Origin of the sequence: Methylobacterium sp. UNCCL125, from assembly GCF_900116795.1 — a bacterium.
Taxonomy (GTDB): Bacteria; Pseudomonadota; Alphaproteobacteria; order Rhizobiales; family Beijerinckiaceae; genus Methylobacterium; species Methylobacterium fujisawaense.
The window spans coordinates 134,082-154,923 of record NZ_FPBW01000019.1 but is presented as its reverse complement, the minus strand read 5'-3'; the positions used below and the strand labels follow the sequence as shown (position 1 = coordinate 154,923).

General features: G+C 70.3%; 16 protein-coding genes. 4 read left to right on the top strand and 12 right to left on the bottom strand.

Going from position 1 to position 20,842, the window contains the following annotated elements; genetic code table 11:
- Positions 1–162: 162 nt before the first annotated feature.
- The 6 genes from BM396_RS20105 to BM396_RS33410 form a co-directional block, all read right to left on the bottom strand.
- Positions 163–546, bottom strand: coding sequence for a CsbD family protein (locus tag BM396_RS20105; protein ID WP_043381835.1), 384 nt, complete (start codon positions 544–546; stop codon positions 163–165).
- A 73-nt stretch (positions 547–619) separates the two neighbouring features.
- The gene (locus tag BM396_RS20100) at positions 620–823 is read right to left on the bottom strand and encodes a CsbD family protein (protein ID WP_043346039.1); all 204 of its coding nucleotides are present in this window, start codon (positions 821–823) and stop codon (positions 620–622) included.
- 82 nt (positions 824–905) lie between these two features.
- Entirely contained in the window at positions 906–1,829 is a 924-nt protein-coding gene (locus BM396_RS20095; protein WP_043381838.1) for a hypothetical protein, read from the bottom strand.
- A 46-nt stretch (positions 1,830–1,875) separates the two neighbouring features.
- Positions 1,876–2,382 (bottom strand): CsbD family protein, encoded by a 507-nt coding sequence (locus BM396_RS20090; RefSeq protein WP_043346042.1) that lies wholly within the window; start codon positions 2,380–2,382, stop codon positions 1,876–1,878.
- Positions 2,383–2,449: 67 nt separating this feature from the next.
- On the bottom strand, positions 2,450–2,623 hold the full coding sequence (locus tag BM396_RS20085; protein WP_081948643.1) for a CsbD family protein: 174 nt from the start codon (positions 2,621–2,623) through the stop codon (positions 2,450–2,452).
- A gap of 93 nt (positions 2,624–2,716) precedes the next feature.
- Positions 2,717–3,214: a helix-turn-helix domain-containing protein gene (locus tag BM396_RS33410; RefSeq protein ID WP_244538913.1), complete on the bottom strand. Its 498-nt coding sequence runs from the start codon at positions 3,212–3,214 to the stop codon at positions 2,717–2,719.
- Between the two features lie 184 nt (positions 3,215–3,398).
- Here BM396_RS33410 and BM396_RS20075 point away from each other — a divergent pair, with 184 nt between their 5' ends.
- Positions 3,399–3,719, top strand: a complete 321-nt coding sequence (locus BM396_RS20075) for a hypothetical protein (RefSeq protein WP_139239521.1) — start codon at positions 3,399–3,401, stop codon at positions 3,717–3,719.
- 532 nt (positions 3,720–4,251) lie between these two features.
- On the opposite strand, the gene BM396_RS20070 is transcribed toward BM396_RS20075, so the two are convergent.
- The 3 genes from BM396_RS20070 to BM396_RS20060 all read right to left on the bottom strand — a co-directional run bounded on the left by BM396_RS20070 (position 4,252) and on the right by BM396_RS20060 (position 8,231).
- Positions 4,252–6,204: a YgiQ family radical SAM protein gene (locus BM396_RS20070; protein WP_043381846.1), complete on the bottom strand. Its 1,953-nt coding sequence runs from the start codon at positions 6,202–6,204 to the stop codon at positions 4,252–4,254.
- A gap of 472 nt (positions 6,205–6,676) precedes the next feature.
- On the bottom strand, positions 6,677–7,033 hold the full coding sequence (locus tag BM396_RS20065) for a hypothetical protein (RefSeq protein WP_244538912.1): 357 nt from the start codon (positions 7,031–7,033) through the stop codon (positions 6,677–6,679).
- Positions 7,014–8,231 (bottom strand): efflux RND transporter periplasmic adaptor subunit, encoded by a 1,218-nt coding sequence (locus BM396_RS20060; protein WP_043381848.1) that lies wholly within the window; start codon positions 8,229–8,231, stop codon positions 7,014–7,016. The genes BM396_RS20065 and BM396_RS20060 overlap by 20 nt, the downstream gene beginning before the upstream one ends.
- A 112-nt stretch (positions 8,232–8,343) precedes the next feature.
- Here BM396_RS20060 and BM396_RS20055 point away from each other — a divergent pair, with 112 nt between their 5' ends.
- The 3 genes from BM396_RS20055 (at position 8,344) to BM396_RS20040 (ending at position 14,857) form a co-directional block, all read left to right on the top strand.
- Positions 8,344–11,508, top strand: coding sequence for an efflux RND transporter permease subunit (locus BM396_RS20055; RefSeq protein ID WP_043381854.1), 3,165 nt, complete (start codon positions 8,344–8,346; stop codon positions 11,506–11,508).
- A gap of 82 nt (positions 11,509–11,590) precedes the next feature.
- The gene (locus BM396_RS20050) at positions 11,591–12,838 is read left to right on the top strand and encodes a DUF2254 domain-containing protein (protein WP_051976035.1); all 1,248 of its coding nucleotides are present in this window, start codon (positions 11,591–11,593) and stop codon (positions 12,836–12,838) included.
- Positions 12,839–13,612: 774 nt separating this feature from the next.
- Positions 13,613–14,857, top strand: coding sequence for a KpsE/RkpR family capsule polysaccharide export protein (locus tag BM396_RS20040; protein ID WP_043381856.1), 1,245 nt, complete (start codon positions 13,613–13,615; stop codon positions 14,855–14,857).
- A 408-nt stretch (positions 14,858–15,265) separates the two neighbouring features.
- Here BM396_RS20040 and BM396_RS20035 read toward each other — a convergent pair whose 3' ends face one another.
- The 3 genes from BM396_RS20035 to BM396_RS20025 all read right to left on the bottom strand — a co-directional run bounded on the left by BM396_RS20035 (position 15,266) and on the right by BM396_RS20025 (position 20,534).
- The gene (locus BM396_RS20035) at positions 15,266–17,998 is read right to left on the bottom strand and encodes a hybrid sensor histidine kinase/response regulator (RefSeq protein ID WP_043381859.1); all 2,733 of its coding nucleotides are present in this window, start codon (positions 17,996–17,998) and stop codon (positions 15,266–15,268) included.
- Positions 17,999–18,062: 64 nt separating this feature from the next.
- Entirely contained in the window at positions 18,063–19,100 is a 1,038-nt protein-coding gene (locus tag BM396_RS20030) for an HD-GYP domain-containing protein (RefSeq protein WP_043381861.1), read from the bottom strand.
- A 54-nt stretch (positions 19,101–19,154) separates the two neighbouring features.
- Entirely contained in the window at positions 19,155–20,534 is a 1,380-nt protein-coding gene (locus BM396_RS20025) for a TadE/TadG family type IV pilus assembly protein (protein ID WP_348273025.1), read from the bottom strand.
- Positions 20,535–20,842: the final 308 nt, after the last annotated feature.

The following is a 20,842-nucleotide window of genomic DNA, read 5'->3' as shown; positions in this document are numbered from 1 at the left end:
TGATGGATCGGCAGAAATCGCCGGGCTTGGCGGTCAGTAGCCGCGACGTGGCGGCGTGGTCGCCCGGCCGGTGACGCGGCGCGTGACGAAGGCGATCACGCGCGGCAGCAGGAAGGCGGTCAGAAGCTTGCGGATCATCGGGATCTCCAAGTTGGCGCGGTGTCAGCGCGAGGAACGAGCGAGCCAGCCGAGCGCGAAGGCCACGCCGACGAAGGCGAGCAGCGTCGTGGTGCGGTTGGCATCGGCATAGCGGATCGCGCGGCGGCCATTGGTCTGCACCCGGCGGCGGGCCTCCTGGGCGACATGGCGGCCGTCCTCGATGAGGTCGTCGGCGCGCTCCCAGACCTCGTGAGCGAGGTGACGGCCGTCCTCGGCGAGGTCCTCGGCCCGGTCGCGGGCGCGGCCGTAGGCGTATTGTGCGCCGCCGGCCACTTGATTGGCGGCGCCGCGCACTTGGCGGATCGGATCACCGGTCAGGCCGCCGACGGCGGTCTGGGCGCGACCCTGGAGGTGACGGGACGCGCCACGGATCTGGTCGCGGTTCATGGTTCACTCCTCTGCTCATCGGACACGGCTCTCTCGGGCGGCGCCGGCCGTACCGGCGCCGCTGGAGTCGCGATCAGTGCTTGCCGGTGACCTTGTCGGCGAGGTTCTTGGCGCCGTCCTTGACGTCGCCCACGGTCTTCTGCGCCTCGCCCTTCAGCTCCTGCGCCTTGCCCTCGGCCACGAGCTTGTCGTTGCCGGTCACGTTGCCGACGCCCTGCTTGACGTTGCCGACGGCCTCGTTGGCCAGACCCTTGAGCTTGTCGGTGGTGCTGCTCATCGTGCGCTCCTGCTTCGCGAGTGAGGCCGGATGCTCCGGCCGGTGAAGACCCCCGCCCGTGGGCGGGGGCCGGTGAAGGGGTTCAGACGCGGCGGGCGTCGTAGGAGGAGAGGAGCGTCGCCGGCTTCGGGGCGCCGAGGCGACCGCCGAAGAAGGCCGCCAGCGCGCCGAGGATCAGGGCGATGGCAGCGTAGAACGCGCCCTGGGTGGCGGCCGACTTGGCCGTCACGGCCGCGGCCTCAGCCTTCTGCTTGGCGGTAGCGACGGCCTGCTCGTACTGCTTCTGGTAGTCGTCGATCTGCGCCTTGGCCTGGTCGGGCGAGATACCCTGGGCCTTGGCCAGGGCGTCGGCGGCGCGGTTCTTGGCCTGCTCCTTCTGGGCGGGGTCACCGGTCAGCACGGCGCGCACCGCCGCCACCGCCGCGTCGCGGGCCGCCTGCGGGTCCTGGCCGGCGGCCTGCTGGCGGACCTTCTGCTCGATGCCGTCCAGCGGGTTCGAGATCTTCGACAGCGACGGCGCCGCCGCCTGGGCCGCCGTCTGCACGGTGCCGCCCACGAGGTTGCCCGCGCCGCCGAGCGCGCCCGAGACCGTGCTCAGCGTGCCGCCGACCAGGCCGCTGGCGGCCGAGGTCAGCAGGTAGAGCACGACCAGCGTCGTCACCGCCCAGGAGACGAGACCGTGCAGGGCGGCCGCGCCCGGCAGGGGCTTGCCCGAGAGCCGGCCGGCGATCAGGCCGCCGGCCAGCGAGGCGACGATGCCCGAGGCCACGAACCAGATGCCGGCGCCCATCGAGGCGGTGGAGGCGGAGGGATTGTCGGCCGCCGTCGTGCCCACCGAGGCCAGGCCCACCCCGACGCCGACGAGGTTCACGATGACCTGGGTCACCAGGGCGGTGACGGCGCCGGCGAAGATGGCCCCCCAGGACACTTGGTTGAGCAGCACGGCACGCGTGTCGGCCTGCGTGGCTGTCGTGGCGAGGGGGGAAGCGGTCGTCTGGATGGTCACTCTTTCACTCCGGGTCTTGGGTCGTTCGAAGTCGTGGGTCGGCGGCTCAGTCGCGGGTGCCCGAGACGAGCAGGCCGAGGCCGAAGCCGACGGCGCCGGCGATCAGCAGGGAGGCGAGGGGGTACTCGGCGACCTGGCCGCTCACACCGCCTTGGCCATGGCGCAGGGCGCGAGCGCCGCGCTCGTAAGCGTCTTCCGCGTAATCGGAGGCGTCGTCGGCGGCGCGGCGCACGGAGCGACGGGCCCGGTCGAAGTGATCCTCGGCGGCGCCCTGCGCGCGGCGCGCCCGATCCTCGACGTCGTCGGAGCCGACGAGGCCGCCCACGGTCTCGCGAATTCGGCCGCCGATATCGCGGGCGGTGTCGGCGACGTGCTCGGCCGCGTCACGCACGGTGTCCTTGGCCTGGCCGTAGAGGTTCTCGGCCTGGCCGGCCGCCTCGCGGGCGCGCCCCTCGACCGAGTCCCGCCGCGAGCCGGTCAGATCGCCCACCGCGCCCTGCACCTTGCCGCCGATTTCCTTGGCGGCGCCCGTGATCCGATCCGTGTCAACCATGTCGTTCTCCTTGCGTGATGGTGGTGTGGGTCGGCGCCTCCGCGTCGGGGCGCCGGTCGAATTCGCGTCAGTCCCCACCCGGCTTGGCGGGCTGGATCCCGACGGACTTGGCGGCGCGGGCCTCGCGCTTCTGCCGTCGCCCCTCGGCCTCGACCCGGATGTCGCCGGTGAGCTTGCCGAGGGCTTCTTTGACCGAGCCCTTGAGGTGCTCGGCGGAAGTGGAACTCCTGTCTTCGGCCATGGGTGCTCCGTCGTGTTCGAGAAAACCCTGCACCGACGATGAGATGATCGTCCCGTCTCCGTGTTCAATGAGCAAATTATACCGGTACGGTAATCATTTTGCTCCAGAGACTTGTATCGGAAATCCGTTTCCTCGACCCCAGACGACCGCCCCCGATCCTTTGCGGACGCCGATCTTGCGGTGGAGCGCGGCGCCGTGATTGCGTGACAGGTTGAGCGTGCGGGCGTTGGCCGCGCTATTCCGGCCCGCGCAGACGAGGTTCAGGATCTGGCGCTCGCGCACCGTCAGGTTGACGGCGGATATCTTCGCCCGACCGACCTCCCGCCTTCGCAGGTTGGCGAGATTCTCGATGGCGCCACGGTCGCTGCGGTCGCGCAGGCAGAACCGGTCCCGGTACGCGTCCATGGTCGGCCCGAGCTCGTTCAGGCTCTCGGCACCCTGCATCGCCGGGGCGGCCGCGTTGGCACACCACGCGCTGGCCCAGTCGGGCTCGACCAGGATCTCGCCCTCACTCAGGCCGGCGATGATGGGCCCGAGTTCATGCCTGTCGACGTCCGCCGTCACCGCTTCCCAACCCCGTCCCGCGCTCACTGCCCCTCCGGCAGCCGGGCACAAACGGGTTGCGCACAAGCAGGTTCCAAAATTTATGTTATTATCCCGGTACGCACGTATCATTGACGCGGGGATCTGCGACTCAAGATTGATGCTCATCGCGCCTGCGGGACCGCCGGATGGTCCTGGGCGCCGCCCTCAAGACGATGGCGAGCCCACTCGCGTGCCCCATGTCGCCGAACAGTTTCGCTCGCCCGCCGTACACGGTGCCGTGATCTCGCCTGCGCGCGACGAAATCCGGCGAGGTCTGCGGAATTACTACTTAGACGTCGCGCTGCCCGATGAGAAATTCCCGTTGGCGGCCTCTTTCCGGCGCCTCTTGGAGGCGCTGGACACGGCCGAGACGCCGTCGGGCCACGGCTTCGCGGCCGAACTTGTCGCGGGGGTGCCGCATCTGCGTGGGTCTGCGCTGTCGCTGAACCGCGACGCCACCGAGAGCGACGACCTCGTGCAGTACACGTTGCTCAAGGCCCGGGAGCATTGAACCAGCTAGCGGCCCGGCGCTGCCTCGAAGGCGTGGCTTTTCACGATCCTGCGCAACAGGCACCGCGACGACCGGATCAGGCACCGGCGGGAGGTTCCCGACCCGGAGGGTTCGCACGCGGCAGGATTGTCGAGCCTCGCCGACCAGCAGCACCGGCTCGGACGTCCAGGGGTGCGCGACCGGCTCGAACTGGCCGGGGGAGCTGGCCCTCGTTTTCCGTCTCCAGCGGGGCCGGGATACTCAGGATGAAGGCGCTCGCGTCGGACTTGGCCCTCGCGCCTTCCCGGCCCGCAATCCTCCATCAGGGTCCACGACCCCGAAGCGCAGGTTGACGGCGTCTTGCGTGTCCCTCGGATCGAAGGCGCCCGCGTCGCCACGCGCGACCGCGCAAAGCCATCCGATTCCGAACACGCGCAAGCCGTGGCCATTGGTCCGCGCCCGACATCCATGGATGTCCGCGCTCGATCCATGTGGATGCAGCCTCGGTCGAACGCAGCTCTCGGAACATCCGTCGATCAGCCGCGCGCGGTCATCACTTCCTCAGCGGCACGCCCTTCGTGGTGAAACGCGGCGCACCCGGATGGCGCATGGGGCGCGGCTGGCCACCCGCCTTGCCCGCACCGGCGCCCGTTCCCGGCGGCTGCGAGAGCGGAACGAGCTGGTCCGGCCTCGGCCCGATGAGATCCGCGCGACCCATCGCCCGCAGCGCCTCGCGCAGCAGGGGCCAGTTCTCGGGATCGTGGTAGCGCAGGAACGCCTTGTGCAGCCGGCGCTGCCGCATACCCTTGATCGCGTCGACCGGCTCGCTGCCGCCGCGCCGCACGCCCTGCAACGGGTTGATCTCGGTGTGATACATGGTCGTGGCGGTGGCCATCGGCGAGGGCAGGAACGTCTGGACCTGATCGGCGCGATAGTCGTTCTTCTTGAGCCAGAGGGCGAGGTGCATCATGTCCTCGTCGGTCGTGCCCGGATGCGCCGCGATGAAATACGGGATCAGGTAGTATTTCTTGCCGGCCTGCTTGGCGGCGGCGTCGAACATCTCCTTGAAGCGGTCATACGTGCCGATGCCCGGCTTCATCATCAGGTCGAGGGGGCCGCGCTCGGTGTGCTCGGGCGCGATCTTGAGACGGCCGCCGACGTGATGGGTCACGAGCTCCTTGACGTATTCGGGGCTCCGGACCGCGAGGTCGTAGCGCACGCCGGAGGCGACCATGACTTTCTTGACGCCCTTCACCTCCCGGACCTTGCGATAGAGCCGGATCAGGTCGTCGTGCGAGGTGTTCAGGTTCGGGCAGATATCGGGAAAGACGCAGGACGGCAGCCGGCACGCCGCCTCGATCTTCGGGTCCTTGCAGGCCATCCGGTACATGTTCGCCGTCGGCCCGCCGACATCCGAGATCACCCCCGTGAAGCCCGGCGTCTTGTCGCGGATCTTCTCGATCTCGCGCAGGATCGAGCCCTCCGAGCGGTTCTGGATGACGCGGCCCTCGTGCTCGGTGATGGAGCAGAAGGTGCAGCCGCCGAAGCAGCCGCGCATGATCGTCACCGAGAACTTGATCATGTCCCAGGCGGGGATTTTCGCGTCCCCGTAGGACGGATGGGGCGCGCGGGCGTAGGGCAGGTCGTAGACCGCATCCATCTCCTCGCTGGAGAGCGGGATCGGCGGCGGGTTCAGCCACAGATCGCGGTCGCCGTGGCGCTGGACGAGCGGGCGGGCATTGCCGGGGTTGGCCTCCCGGTGCAGCACCCGCGAGGCGCGGGCATAGGCCTCCTTGTCGTCCTTGACCTGCTCGTAGGCGGGGAGCCGGATCACGGTCTCGCCGGGGCGACGGGCGGCGGCCTCGTCGGTCGAATCGAGATCGTCGGCGGGCAGCTCGGTGTAATGCGCGGGCACGCGGCGGAACAGGGCGACACCCCGGACGGCATCGAGTTCCTGCGGCGCCTCGCCGGCCGCGAGACGGTTCGCCACCTCGACCACGGCGCGCTCGGCATTGCCGTAGATGAGCAGATCGGCCTTCGCGTCCGCGAGGATCGAGCGGCGCACCTTGTCGGACCAGTAATCGTAGTGGGCGATGCGGCGCAGCGACGCCTCGATGCCGCCGAGCACGATCGGCACGTCCTTGTAGGCCTCGCGGCAGCGCTGCGTGTAGACGATGGTCGAGCGGTCCGGCCGCCGGCCGCCTTCGCCGCCGGCCGTGTAGGCGTCGTCGTGGCGCAGCCGGCGGTCCGCGGTGTAGCGGTTCACCATCGAGTCGAGATTGCCGCCGGTGACGCCAAAGAACAGTTTCGGCTTGCCCAGAACCTTGAACGGCTCGGCCGACTGCCAGTCCGGCTGGGCGATGATGCCGACCTTGAACCCCTGCGCTTCGAGCAGCCGGCCGATGATGGCCATGCCGAAGCTGGGGTGATCCACATAGGCATCGCCCGTCACCAGCACGATGTCGCAGGCGTCCCATCCGAGCGCCGCCATCTCGGCGCGGCTCATCGGCAGGAACGGCGCCGCCTTTCCGGCGGGCGGCGGTTGGCAGACGATGGGTGCCAAGGGTCGGTTGGCGGGCGCGTGGAGTTCCATGGGGTCTATGCATAGGCCGCCGAGGCCGCGAGCTCAACGAACCGCCAGAGGGAAGGCGGCCGTCGCCCCTGCATCAAACGCCAAGAGGCCGCCGGCACCGCCGCGGCCAAGGTCACCCGCCGATCCGGCCATGCGTGGGCGACGACGCCCCTCGCCGAGACCGCGCCTGAAGCGGGACCGGAACCTGGGGCTCTCCCGGGAAAGGACGCGATCCCTCCCGACCGTGATGCCCCCTGCCGTCGGCGCGGCCGCGCCCGACACGGGCCAGGGCCGTCGGGGGCGGCGCTCGAACGCCTCCGACGTGTGGTCATCACCCGGTCGGCTCCGAGGCCCGTCTTGCCCCTCAGGCCTGGCAGGAAGGCCGCTCTCGGGCCGAGCGGATCGCTCAGGGCACGCGCAGGCCGAGCTGCGCCTTGTCCGTGAGCCTTTCGTTGCGGAACGTGAGCGTGAGATTGGCCCCATACGTGCCCCGTCCGGGCCAGGAATAGGTCGCGCGCCGGACCCGGCCGATCGTCAGGTGCGAAATGCGACGGCCATCGCAACCCAGGCGTGCCCGCACCTGCCGATAGGTCATGCCTGTCTTGAGGGCCGCGTACCGCGCATGATCGACACGGCAGCCCGCCGGCGCCGCCGTCGAGGCCGATTGCGAGGCCGATTGCGCGGCCGATGCTTGCAGGAGCGCCAGGATCAGCCCGAGCGGGAGGATGGCTCGCATGGCGCGGTCAGCCCCGATCGTCCGCATCCCGGCCCCCCGTCTTCGTCGCCGGAGGCTTGGACGGGCCGTCGGCCTCCGCGGACCGGATCTCAACCTTGAGGTCCTGCCGCATGTCCTGAAGGTGGTCGGTCACCACCCGCTCGCCGGCCTTGAGCCCGGCCAGGATCGCGGTGTCCTCGCCGAAGCTGTCGCCCGTCGTCACGGGCTTCTGGCGTACGACACCCTGATCGTCGACCACGTAGACGATCTGCTGAGCGAGTCTGGCCGACAACGCGATCGTGGGGACCAGAAGCTTCTCCTCGGTGCCGGTCTTCACCCGGGCACGGATGAACTGACCCGGCAGGAAGCGCTCGTCGGTGTTCGGCAATAGGGCGCGCACGAGGCGACGGGCGGTGCGGGGGTCAAATCGGTTGTCGAGCTGATAGACCTTCGCGTCGCGCATGGGTTTGCCGGCCTCGTCCAGCACTTCCACGGTCACGGGGCCCTTCTGCATCGCCTCGCGCAGCGCCTCGGAATCCTCGGAGGAGAGCGCCATCTGCACGTCGATCGGGTCGAGCTGCACCACCGTGACCAGCTGCGTCTGGTTCTCGATGACGAGGTCGCCGGGGTTGACGATCGACAGGCTCGCCCGCCCGTCGAAGGGGGCATTCACCACCGCGTAGTCGAGGTTGAGGTTCTGCCGCGCGATCGCGGCCTCGGCCCCCTGGACCTGGGCGGCGGCGGAGGCGGCGTTCGACTGAAGCTGCTGGAGGCGCTGCTCGGAGGCGTAGCCCTTGTCGGCCAGCGTGTCGGTCCGGCTCACCTCGGCTTGCGCGAACTGGAGCTGCGCCTTGGCCTGCGCCTCCTGGGCCTGCGCCTGGGCGAGCGCCACCTGGAACGGACGCGGGTCGATCCGGAAGAGCACCTGCCCCTTCTTCACGTGGCCACCCGGCTCGAAGGGGCGATCGGTGACGTTGCCGGTCACCCGGGCCCGCAGGGCCGCGTCCTGCTGCGCGATGATCGTCCCCGTATAGGTGAAGCTGATCGGCACCGCCTGCGTCCGCGCCGTCATCACCGTCACGGCGATCGGCGGCTCGGCCTCAGCGGTCTCGGGCGGCCGGTCCGACCAGGGCAGGGCCTCCATCAGCACGGACGGGTCCGGTCGGCCCATCGCGAACCAGCCGCCCGCCGCCAGGACCAGCGCGGCGCCACATCCGAGTAAGCCGTACCGAATCCCCGCCCGCACGCCGCCTGCTCCCCGCTGCGGCGCGCTCGGCGCCGAACCGGACAGGGAACACGCCAAACGCGCTCGCGTTGCACGCCCGGTCCTCGCGGCCACCGACCACCGTCGAGGTCCGATGTTCGCCCGCTTCGTCGATCGGCCGGTCCTCGCGGCCGTCATCTCGGTTCTGATCACCCTGATCGGCGCGGTGGCGGGCCTGACCCTGCCGATCGCGCAGTTTCCCGAGATCGCGCCGCCGATCATCAACATCCAGGCGACCTATCCGGGCGCGAGCGCACAGCAGGCCTACGACGCCGTCACGACGCCCCTGGAACAGGAGATCAACGGCGCCCAGCACCTCCTGTACATCGCGTCGACCAGCAACACGGATGGCAGCGTCAACCTCGACGCGACCTTCGAGATCGGCTCCGATCTCGACGCCGCCGCCGCCGAGGTGCTGACCCGCGCCAACCGGGCCGAGTCGAAGCTCCCGGCCTCGGTGCGCGCGCAGGGCCTAGAGATCCAGAAGAGCTCCCGCCAGCGGCTCGGCAACATCGTGCTCTACGCCGATCCGGGCTCGCCCTACGACGAGCTGTTCCTGGCCAACTGGGCCGAGACGCAGGTGATCAAACCCCTGCGCCGGGTCGACGGCATGGGCCGGATCCAGAACTTCTCCCAGAAGCGCTACGCCATGCGCATCTGGCTCGATCCGGTGAAGATGGAGGCCCTGGCGATCAGCCCCGATGCGGTGATCCGCGCGGTGAGCCAGCAGAATGAGCAGATCACCACCGGATCCCTCGGCAAGCCGCCGACCGATGGGCAGCCCACCGCCTTCGAGCTGCAGGTCGTGACTCAGGGGCGGCTGAGCCAGCCCCAGGAATTCGCCAACATCCTGCTGCGGGCCAACCCCGACGGCTCCGTGGTCCGGGTCCGAGACGTGGCGCGGGTGGAGTTGGGTTCGGAGCAGTACGGCGTGCGCTCCGGCTTCGACGGGCGGCCCTCGGCGACGCTCGGCCTCTACCAGACGCCCGGCGCCAACGCGGTCCATGTGATGGACGGGGTGAAGGCCACCATGGAAGAGCTGGCCCGGCGGTTCCCGCCCGGGCTCAAGTACAAGATCGCCCTCGACCGCACCGAGTTCGTCCGCGAGGCGATCCGCGAGGTGGTCCACACCCTGTTCGAGGCGCTCCTCCTCGTCGTCATCGTCACCTACCTGTTCCTGCAGAACTGGCGGGCGACGCTGATCCCCTCCATCGCCGTGCCGGTGGCGCTGGTCGGGACCTTCGGCCCGATGGCGCTGCTCGGCTTCTCGTTCAACACCCTGAGCCTGCTCGGCATGGTGCTGGCGGTGGGCCTCGTGGTCGACGACGCGATCATCGTGGTCGAGAACACCGAGCGGCTGATGGACGAGGGGATGGAGCCGCGGCCGGCCGCCCGGGAGGCGGTGAACGAGGTCGCCGGCCCGGTGATCGCCACCACCCTGGTCCTGGCCGCCCTGTTCGTGCCGGTGGCCTTCATCCCGGGCCTGACCGGCCAGCTCTACAACCAGTTCGCCCTGACCATCGCGATCTCGGTGATGATCTCGGCCGTCGTCTCGCTGACCCTGACGCCGGCGCTCTGCGGCCTGATCCTGAGGCACCGGCCGGAAGGGGCGCAGGCCCGGCAGAGCCGGTGGAAGGCGCCGCTGCGCTGGTTCAACCGGACGCTGGAGCGGGCCGCGGGCCTCCTCACCGCGATGATCGGGCGGCTCAGCCGCCATCTGGTGCTCGTCGGCCTCGCCTTCGCGGCCTTCGCGACGCTCACCGTGCTCCTCGTGATGCAGCGCCCGACCGGCTTCGTCCCGAATGAGGATCAGGGCTACTTCTTCGCCGACGTCGCCCTGCCCAAGGGCGCCGCCGTGGCGCGCACCGACCGCATGGTCGAGCGGCTCGGCAAGAGCCTGCGGGACATGCCGGAGGTCGATCACACGATCGGCGTCGTCGGGCGCAGCATCCTCGCCGACGCGGTGGCGCCGTTCTACGGGTTCCAGATCCCGGTCCTGCAGCCCTGGGGCGAGCGGACGGCCTCGGCCGACGCCATCATCGCCCGCGTGCAGAAGCAGTTCCGGCACGATCCGGACGGGACGGTGCGGGTGGTCAACCCGTCGCCGCTGCCCGGCCTCGGCACGCGCAGCGGCCTGACCCTGGAGATCCAGGACCGCAGCGGCACCGGGGGCCTCAAGCTCGCCGCGGCGGCGCAGCGCTTCATCGACGAAATGGAGAAGAGCCCCAACATCGCCCAGGCGCTCCCGACGACGAGCTACGGCGTCCCGCAGATCCGCCTGGAGATCGACCGGGCCAAGGCCGAGCAGCTCGGCGTGCCCCTCCAGAACCTGTTCGACGCGCTCGGGACCTATGTCGGATCGAGCTTCGTCAACCTCTTCAACCGCTTCGGCTTCGTCTACCAGGTCTACGTGCAGAGCGAGGCCGCGGGCCGGCGCACGATCCAGGATCTGGAGGCCCTGCCGGTCCTGAACAGCCGGGGCGAGCCGGTGCGGATCGGCTCCCTGGTGCGGGCGGAGTTCACCACCGGCCCCACCGCCGTCCTGTCCTACAACACCTACCCGGCCATCGAGGTGGCGATCGAGGTAGCCTCCACCGCGAGTTCCGGCACGGTGCTCAAGGAGGTCGAGGCGCTCGCCAAGAGCCGCCTGCCGGCCGACTACGCGGTGGAATGGACCGACGTCGCCTATCAGGAGAAGGTCGCGGGCGGCTACGCGCCGCTGATCTTCGGCCTCGGCGTCCTGATGATCTTCCTGCTGCTGGCGGGCCAGTACGAGTCGCTGCGCCTGCCCTTCGTGATCCTGCTCGCGACGCCGATCGCGATCTTCGGCGCCGTCGGCTTCCTGGCGGTGCGGGGGCTCGAACTCGACATCTTCGGCCAGATCGGGCTCCTGCTGCTCGTGGGCCTGGCCGCCAAGAACTCGATCCTGCTCGTGTCCTTCGCGGAGGATCTGCGCCAGCAGGGCGAGGACGTGCTGAAGGCGGCCCAGGACGCGGCGCGCCTGCGCATGCGCCCGATCCTCATGACCTCCTTCGCCTTCATCACCGGCTCGATCCCGCTGGCCATCGCCAGCGGCGCCGGGGCGCATGCGCGCGTCTCCATGGGGACCGTGGTGATCGGCGGCCTCGTCGTGGCGACCTTCATCACCCTGTTCATCACGCCGACCTTCTACGTCGCCTTCGAGCGGCTGTTTGGGCGCCGCGATCCGGCCGCGCCCGAGCCGTCCGGGGCCGGAGACGCGGCACTGCCGGCCGAGTAGCGGCGTTGGTCCGTCGCAGGGTCGGTGGCGCGGACATCGGCGCGGACATCGGGATCGGCGGCGGGAGGGGGCCGAAGCGCGCATGAAGACCGTCATGCCGCGCTGGCGGCTGATCCTGTCCCGAACCCTCCGCCAGGCCTGGGTCCGCGCCGCGCTCTACTGCGTCGGGGGCGTCCTGGCGGCCCTGGTGGCGTGGCGCTTCCAGTTTCACGTCGAGGAGAACTTCGCCCTCAGCGTCGGTGCCGACGCCGTCGGCAACGTCCTGAGCATCCTGGCCTCCTCGATGCTGACGGTGACGACCTTCTCGCTGACCGTGCTGGTGAACGCCCTGGGGGCCGCCTCGTCGGGCGTGACGCCGCGCGCCACGATCCTCTGGAGCGAGGACCGGCGGGCACACGACGCGCTCGCCACCTTCCTCGGGGCGTTCCTGTTCTCGGTTGTGGGGATCGTGGCCTTGTCGACCCGCCTCTACGGGCCGGGCGGGCGCCTCGTCATGCTGGGCGCGACGGTGGTGGTCATCGGCCTGATCGTCGTCACCCTCCTGCGTTGGATGCAGCAGCTCACGCGCTTCGGCCGGGTCGGCGAGACGATCCGGCTGGTCGAGCAGGCGGCGGCCCAGGCGCTGCGCTGCCGGCGCGACCAACCGCATCTCGGTGGCATCCCCCCGGATCCGGCGCACCGCCACGCGCGGCCGGTCCTCGCGGATCGGATCGGCTACATCCAGCACGTCGACCTGGCGGTGCTGACGCGGGCCCTCGGCGGCCGCGACGCGATGCTGGACGTGGCCGTGCTCCCCGGCGCCTTCGTCCACGCCGCCACGCCCCTCGCCTTCGTCGACCCGGAGATGGAGGCCGCCGCCCTGGCGGCCGTCCGCCGGGCCTTCCTGATCGCCGACGATCGTGCCTGGGAGCAGGATCCGCGCTTCGGCCTGTCCGTCCTCGCGGAGATCGGATCGAAGGCGCTTCCGCCGACGGCCGCCGATTACGGGACCGCGATCGCGGTGATCGGTGCAGGTTTGCGCGTGCTCTCGGAGTGGATACCGGACCCGGACCGGCCGCCGCGCGAACCCGAGCATCCGCGCATCCGGGTCCCGGCCCTGTCGACCGACGACCTGATTGCGGATTTCTTCCATCCGCTGGCCCGTGAGGGCGGCGGGATCGTGCAGGTCGGCGTGCGGCTGCAGAAGGGCCTGGCGGCCCTGCGAAGCATGTCACCGGAGTGCTTCTCCGCCGCAGCCATGCGCGCCTCGATCCTGGTCACGGAGCATGCGGGCTTCGCCCTGCTGGTCCCGTCCGAGAAGGCCGCCGTGGAGGCCCTGACCCTGCGCTGATGCCCAAGCGGGCTCGGCCGTCTCGACCGCCGGTCGCCTCATTCGCGCAGGGTGCCGCCGAGGCGACGCGCCGGAGAAGCCTCGGCGCGGCACCGGTCATCGCCGGTTCGGAACTGCCGATGCGCTGATCCATTGGCTCACCGGACGCGGACCGACCGGCTTTCGAGGATGACTGGATTGATGATCCTGATGCACGCTCTCCCTGTCGGCTCCGCACGGACTGCCATGCGCCGCGCGGCCATGGGGGCCTGCGCGCTGATCGCGCTCTCTGGACCGGTGCTCGCCCAATCGGCGGCGAGCCGGATCGATCAGCCGACGCCGGCCACGCTCCCCCCCGGGGTCAGCACCACGCCGGGCAGCCCTTCCCCCGCCGATCGACCGAGCGGCCCTGTCTCACCCCCGAGCGCCCTCTCTTCATCGACGGACGTCATGCGCGGGGGGAGCACCGGGACCGTATCCGGCGGGAACAAGGATGCGCGCACCAACCCGCTCGATCATCTCTCGCCGGAATACAGGCGGTAGATCGAACGCTCCCTCGGAAGACGTCTCGGGGTCCCGAACGGCACCGGCGGTCGGATGGGCGGTCCATCGTCGGTCGCCGCACGCCGCCGATGACGGCACGGCGTTCTGGACCGGCCCCTCTGTCGGGTTCTCGTTCCGGTGTCTCTCGGCTGACATGCTTTCGCCGCCTCGCTGTGCGACGGGCTGCGCGAGCGGCATCACAGCCTCGCGGGCCGATCGCGCCCGTGGCAGCCCGAGTTTCGAGAAGCAACGATGAACACGCAGGTCGAGAAGGCGGGGGGCAGGCCTTCGAAAGGCATCGACCGGAACAAGGTGATCGCGCACTCGCTGCGGCAGTTCGCACGCCTGCCGGGCCTTCCCGACACCAAGAAGGGCGTGCGCTCGTACCAGAGTCACGTCAAAAGCGATCCCTGGCTACCGCTCCTCTTCGTCGTCTGCTTCGTCCTGCCGACCCTGGGCGGCGCGATCTTCTACGGCCTGATCGCCTCCGACCGCTTCGTGACCGAGGCACAATTCGCGATCCGGCCGACCGTCGGGACGGCCGACAAGGCGACACCGGACACGGTCGGCACGAATGCCGGCGTGATCAAGGCGACGGTCGCCCAGGAAACGCTCATCGCACAGGAATACATCCACAGCCGGCCGCTGGTCGAAGCCGTCGCGGCGGAGCTTCCGATCCGCGACTGGTTCGGTCGCGACAGCATCGACATGTTCTCGCGGTTCAGCCCGGAAAAGCCGGTCGAGAAGTTCCTGAAGTACTGGAAGCGCCGCGTCGACGTCGACGTCGAGTCGGCGTCCGGCATCATGTCGCTGACAGTCGAGGCCTTCGACCCCGACGAGTCGCTTGCCATCACGAAGGCCGTGATGGCGGATACCGAGCGGATGTTGAACGACCTGAGCATGAGGTCCCGCCAGGACGCGCTGGACGTCAGCGCGCGTGTCCTGAAGCTCGCCGAGGAGCGGGAGGCGCAGGCCAACGCCGCATTGAACGATCTGCGCAACCGCGAGGGCGTGCTCGACGTCGTCAAGTCGAATACCGCCACCATCAAGGCGATGTCGGAGCTGCGGGACTCGCGCACCAAGCTCGCCATCCAGCTCGCCGTGCTTCAGCGGGATCTCGGCCCGCAATCCCGCAGCATCATCGACCTGAAGCAGCAGATTGCCGATCTCGATGCCAACATCGCCAAGGTTCGGCAGCAGCTGGCCGGCACAGCACCGACGGAGAAGCGGCGCCTCTCGGACGCGCTCACGCGGTTCGAAGACCTCGAGCACGAGCGCGAGAACGCCGAGAAATACCACCGCGACGTGCAACTGGCCTATGACCGGGCCCGGATCGTGGCCCAGCAACAGGTCGTGGCCCTCGTGCCGATCGTCGAACCCGTCAAGGCCGGCTCTTCCACGGAGCCGAGACGGATCCTGATGACGAGCCTCGTCACGGCCGGCGCCGCCGTGCTGTTCGCGGCCGCGATGTTCACCCGCCGGATGATCACGAGCTGACGGGGGCCCGGATCGGTTCTCGTCCGTGACGGTGGACGAGCCGATCGCAGCGGAACCTGCCGTGCAGCCGGCGGCGGTATCCCGCGTCGCACCGACGAAAAGGCCCGCCGCGGCGAACCGGGCGGGCTGAGGGAGTGCTTGGGAGGAAGCGCAGCTTTACGAGGCTCGTATCTGGCATACCAGCCCTGGGAACGCAGGGCAGGTCTGCGAAATCACGAGGCATTCCTCAGGGGCATTGGCGCCCACTGCCCCGCGGGTGCGCGGCGGCGGGCGACCGTTACATCCCCCAAGCGCCGGCTCCAACGGGCCGGCGGATGCGCGGATCGACTGAGGGGCGGATGTCCCGGGCGGAGCGGCCCCCGCTGCTCCGGCCCATCGGCGCAGGACATCGCCGATCCGGTGTCGATCTCAGGCGGCCACCGCCTGGGCGCGCGTCCGACCCTCGAGGTCGCGGATCGTCGCGGCGAGAAGGGTCTCCAGCCCGTCGCAGGCCTCTTGCGGCTCGGCGCAGGCCGCGTTCCGGGCGGCATCCTCGATGGCGCGCAACCGCGCGACGAGGGCGCGGGCGCCGATATTCGCACTCATCGACTTGAGGCTGTGGGCCGCCCTGGCGATGGCAGGCTGATCCGAGACAGCGAGGGCCGATCGGAGGGTGGCGAGCGCGACAGGGCCTTGCGCCCGGTACAGATCGAGGACGCGGTCCAGGAAGGCACCGTCTCCGAGGCCGAGGAGCCCGTCCAGCACCTCGGCGTCGAGCAGATCGCCGTCTGGCGATGCTTCGGGTGCTGCTCCGGGTGATGCTCCGGTCGGCAAGGCGGCCTGGGCCTCTTCCGATCCCACCGCAGCCTCCCGTGCCGCGTCCCGGAGGGACGGGACATGCGCCTGCAGGAGATCGGCGAGCTGCCGCAGGGTGAAGGGCTTCAGGAGCGTTCCGTTCATGCCGGCGGCCTCTGCGGCTTCCGCAGCCTCGCCGAGGACGTGGGCCGTGAGCGCGACGATCGGGGTGCGCCGGTCCGTGGCCGCCTCGCGCTGCCGGATCGTCCGGGCGGCCGCGAAGCCATCCAGGACCGGCATGCTGCCATCCATCAGGATCAGATCGAAGTGCTGCGACCCGGCCGCCGCCACGGCCGCGGCCCCGTCCTCGACGGTCACGACATCGGTCACGCCGCAGCGGGCCAGGGCCTCGAGGGCGACCTCGCGGTTGACCGCGCTGTCGTCGGCGACGAGCACCCGCGCGCCGGAGAACTGCGGCAGCAGATCGGTCGCGACGGCGACCGCCGCGGACGCGGTGAAGGGATCGCCCGCGGCCAGCGCCGCCAGGAGGGGCCGCCACTCCGCCTGGATCACGGGCCAGCGCAGCACCGCGTCGGCGAGGCCGGACCGGAGAGCCTGATCGGCCGCATTGTCGCCCGCCCCCGCCAGGACGAGCACGCGCCCGGCCCGATCCGGCCGGCGACCCGCCGCCACGAGGGCGGCCGCGTCGAGGACCCAGTGGGCGGGGGCCGCGCCACGGTCCGCCGCGACCGGCGCGAAGCCGGCCCCGCTCAGACTGGCGGCGAGGGCAACCCGGGTCGCGGGACCGGCGGTGTCCAGCACGATCGCGGCCGGCACCGTGCCGTGGCGCAGGATCGGCCGGGCGGGTTCGGCGACGGTCACGGGAATGCGCGCCGAGAAGGTCGAGCCCGCGCCGACGCGGCTCTCCACCGCCACGGTGCCGCCCATCGCGGCGATGATCTGCTGGGCGATCGAGAGCCCGAGGCCGGTCCCGCCGAAACGGCGGGTCGTGGATTGATCGGCCTGCGAGAAGGCCGAGAAGATCGTGGCCAGCTTGTCCTGGGGGATGCCGATCCCGGTATCGGCGACGGCAATGACGAGGCATCCGTCCCCGGCATCGAGCGCCATCCGGACGGAGACGTGCCCGGCCTCGGTGAACTTCAGCGCGTTCGACACGAAATTGCTTACCACCTGACCCAGGCGGACCGGGTCGCCGAGGATCGCCTGCGGCACCTCCGGCGCGATGTCGGCCGCGAGGTCGAGCCCGGCCGCGCGAGCCCGCTCGGCGAAGAGCGTCACCACGGTATCGGCGATCTCGGCGGGGCACACCGGCACGTGTTCGAGATCGAGCTTGCCCGCCTCGACCTTCGCGAAGTCGAGGATGTCGTTGATGATCGCCAGGAGCGACCGGCCGGACCGGGCGATGACTTCGGCGTAGCGGCGCTGGCGCACCGGCAGGTCGGCACTCGCCAGCAGTTCGGCCATGACCAGGACGCCGTTCATCGGCGTCCGGATCTCGTGGCTCATCGTGGCCAGGAAGGTCGACTTGGCGGCGTTGGCGGCGTCGGCGGCCTGCTTGGCCTCCCTCAGATCGGCTGTCCGCGCCTGGACCTCCGCCTCCAGGTGGGCGCTGTGGGCGGCGAGGCGGTGGTCGCGCTCGTTGACCGCGGAGAGCAGGTCATTGAGGGTGCGCGCCAGCGCGCCGACCTCGTCGTCGCTCTCCACGGGGGCGCGCTGCGTGTAATCGTGGCGCAGGCGGACCGCCTCCATGGTCCGGGTGAGGGCCCCCAGGGGCCGCGTGACGCTGCGCTGCAGGTAGAACGACACGCCGATCCCGATCGCGACGGCCAGCAGGGCCGCCAGGGCGGCGTTCTGGCCGGCGGCCCAGACGTGGTCGCGGATGTCGTCGGTCTCGCCGATCAGGACGACCCGACCGACGGGGCGCCCGTTCTCGAGGATCGGCGCGGTCGCCCGGAGACTCTGGGCGGCGAACAGATGAAGGAGCGAGAGATCCGCCCCGTCCAGGGCTGCGTCCTGCGTCAGCCGCAGGCCGATCCCCTGCTCGGCGAGGACGGACCCGTCCGGTCGCTCGATCGCCCCGTAGACGATGGACGGCACGTTGCCGATCGCCCGGAGGGAGGCGGCGGCCGCGGCCTCGTCGTTGGCGGCCGTGGCCCGGGCGCCCCCGTGGGCGAAGACCTGGGCGACGGCCTCCAGCGCCGCTTGCTTGTCGGCGGCGTAGCGGTCGACCTCGCGCCAGACCGAAAGGGCCGCCGCCAGGACGAGGGCCGCCGTGACGGCGCCGGTCACCGCCAGCGCCAGCCGGCCGGCCAGGGAACGTCTCGGCCTGAGCCACGCGAGATGCACGCTCTTCTCCTTCAGGCGGCCCGGAGGGCCCGGTCGCGGGACGGGGGCGGCGGAAGAGGCGGGATCAGGCGGCGGCGCGGATGCAGGTCCGCGTCACCATCTCCCAGCCCGCCAGGAAGGCCTCCACGCAGCGCGGATCGAAGTGGCGGCCTGCCTGGTCCGCCAGGAAGGCCCGTGCGCGCTCGAGGGGCCAGGCCGCCTTGTAGGGCCGCTCGGTCACCAGGGCGTCGAACACGTCCGCCACCGCCACGATGCGGCCGGAGATCGGGATCGCCTCGCCGCGCAGGCGCTTGGGATAGCCGGTTCCGTCCCAGCGCTCGTGGTGGCTCTCGGCGATCTCGGCGGCGAGGCGCACGACGTCGGAGGTGCTGCCCTCCAGGATGCGCCGGCCGCGCTCGGCGTGCTTCTCCATCTCGGCGCGCTCCTCGACCGTGAGCGGCCCCGGCTTGAGCAGGATCGCGTCGGGAACGCCGATCTTGCCGACATCGTGCATGGTGGAGGCGAGCTTCAGGATCCGGATCTCCGCCGGATCGAAGCCGAGATTGGCGGCGATGATGCCCACGTAGCCGGCCACCCGGGCGATGTGATCGCCGGTATCGGTGTCCCGGTGCTCGGCGGCGCGCATCAGCAGGGCGATGATCTCGCGCTCTCGCGCCTCGATGACCGCGACCGCCGCCGCGACCTCGCGGGCGAGCACCGCGGCCCGGTCCTGCTCCTGCCGGTGGGCCGCGCTGATCGTCATCAGGTTGGTGATGCGCGCCTGGATCTCGACGGGATCGCAGGGCTTGCCGAGGAAATCGGTTGCGCCGGCGCGCAGGGCCTGATGGCGCAGGCTGCGCTGGTCGAGACTCGTCACCATGACGATCGGCACGTGCGCGAAGCCCGGGACCGCCCGCGCCGCCGCGATGACGTCGAGGCCGGTCAGGCCGGGCATGTCGTAGTCGGTGACGACGACCCCGATCCTGTCGACATGCGCCCGCAGGAAGTCGAGCGCCGCCCTGGGGCAGGTGAAGGCGACCGGCTCGCAGCCGGCCACGGGCTTGAGCGCCTGCATGACCAGCAGGTTGTTCATCTCGGAATCGTCGATGATCAGTGCGAGCACCGCGTCACTCCCAGACGAATGGCCGGCAGCGGAGGATCGGCATCGTGGCTTCCGCTATTGCGAGAGCAGCAGCTTGCCCGAGAGGGGGCCGACCCCCTTGGGCACCGGCACGCTCGTCGCGTCGTAATTCGCGTTCAGATAGAGATTCGGACCCTCGTAGAGGTTGACCTGCTGGGCCACGATCACCGTGTAGGCCGATTGGTCGGCAACGGGTTTGCTCGCGTCGATCACCACGCGGCCCGCCGGCAGATAGAGCGTGCCCAACATGGTCCGCGCATTGTCGCTGATGATCCGGTAAGTCCGCATCGGCTTGGTCGCGGCCAGCGGCGGCGGCGTCGGCACGATCGGGCTCAATACATCCCCGAGAACGGCCTGGGTGGGGTCGACCGGATCGCTGACCACCCGCTCCTCCATCATCAGCAGGCCGGCCATGGGACCTGTGGTCGGCGCCGACAGACTGACCGTGGTCTTCTTGTCGAAGACGAGGCCGCCCTTGTTGCCGGTGAAGTAGAAGGCGACGTCGATGCCGGTCATGGCGGCATCCTTATCGACGATGAGCGGCCCGTCCTTCATCACATAGGTGCCGGCGCGCAACGCGACGGAGGCGCTCTTGGTGATGTGCAGGCCGCCGCAATAGGTGCCCGGATCGAGGGTCACGCTCTGATCGACGAGATTGCCGCTGGTGTCGCGCTTGCTGTTGGCCGAGGCCGGGATCGCCGTGCAGGCGCCGATCGGCGGTGGCGCCCGGTCCTTCAGCGGATCCTGGATGGGCGGACAGCTCGTCTGCGGCGGCGGGGCAAAATTCGCGCGGGCGCCGTCGAAGCCGCCCGCGGTGCAGATGGTCTGTGCCCGGGCATAGGCGTTGTCCTTGCCGACCATGCCGCGAGGGCTCAGCGAGTTGCTGTAGAGCGAACAGTCCTGGGCCGTGACCTCGGCGCTCTTCTCCAGTTCGAAGGCCCCGTCGGCGAGCGGATCCAGCGTGAGCAGGCACAGGCGCATCTTGCCGACGACGCGCGCCTTCGAGCGCACCGCGACCTTGACCATCGGCACGCCGACGAAGCCGCCGAAGGCGAGCTTGACGGTCTCGTCGACCGTCACGGCGACGCTGGTCCTGTCGTCCGCCACGTCGACCTGGAGCGCATACGGGCTCTCGGTGCGGGGCGCCGCCTGGGCCTGGATCGTGTCGACCACGATACTCTTGGCCGCCGCCGAGGTCGCGACAGCCAGCTTGAGGTAATTGCCCGCCGCCAGAACGCCGGCATCGGCCGCGTTCTGGAGCTGGCTGCGCCGGGAGGCGAGGCGGGCATAGTCGATGCCGCCGCCGGTCAGGCCGAGCAGCACCACGGCGCTCAGACCGAAGGTCAGGGCCACCGAGCCGGACCGGTCCGCCAGGGCGCGCGAGCCGATGCGGAGCGCTCTCCAGAAGGGTAAAATGGGCAGTTCTCCCCGGGCGGGATCGGTGCGGCCATCGCGACTGCACCAACCGCCGACCCGACCTGGCTAGCGCCCAGCTCCTAAGAATCCGTCGCGTTGGAACGCCAAAATGCCAGCGCCGCCCGTCCGGCCACGCTTGGCTGTGAAAATCGTCGGACCCCTTGCAAACCGAAGACCGCTCGCCCCGGAACACAGGGCCGCGATACAAGCAGAAGAGTGTATAATCGAATTATATACAACTAAAGCGCGAAAAGACAGTCCTCCACAGACTCGTCGCCGCCGAACCTCGATAAGGTGGCAAATTCTAC

What these genes read in the sequence shown, in the direction of transcription:
- BM396_RS20105 (WP_043381835.1), bottom strand. Translation starts at nt 546, where the DNA reads ATGAACCGCGACCAGATCCGTGGCGCGTCCCGTCACCTCCAGGGTCGC.
- BM396_RS20100 (WP_043346039.1), bottom strand. Translation starts at nt 823, where the DNA reads ATGAGCAGCACCACCGACAAGCTCAAGGGTCTGGCCAACGAGGCCGTC.
- BM396_RS20090 (WP_043346042.1), bottom strand. Translation starts at nt 2,382, where the DNA reads ATGGTTGACACGGATCGGATCACGGGCGCCGCCAAGGAAATCGGCGGC.
- BM396_RS20085 (WP_081948643.1), bottom strand. Translation starts at nt 2,623, where the DNA reads ATGGCCGAAGACAGGAGTTCCACTTCCGCCGAGCACCTCAAGGGCTCG.
- BM396_RS20070 (WP_043381846.1), bottom strand. Translation starts at nt 6,204, where the DNA reads ATGAGCCGCGCCGAGATGGCGGCGCTCGGATGGGACGCCTGCGACATC.
- BM396_RS20065 (WP_244538912.1), bottom strand. Translation starts at nt 7,033, where the DNA reads ATGCGGACGATCGGGGCTGACCGCGCCATGCGAGCCATCCTCCCGCTC.
- BM396_RS20055 (WP_043381854.1), top strand. Translation starts at nt 8,344, where the DNA reads ATGTTCGCCCGCTTCGTCGATCGGCCGGTCCTCGCGGCCGTCATCTCG.
- BM396_RS20050 (WP_051976035.1), top strand. Translation starts at nt 11,591, where the DNA reads ATGAAGACCGTCATGCCGCGCTGGCGGCTGATCCTGTCCCGAACCCTC.
- BM396_RS20040 (WP_043381856.1), top strand. Translation starts at nt 13,613, where the DNA reads ATGAACACGCAGGTCGAGAAGGCGGGGGGCAGGCCTTCGAAAGGCATC.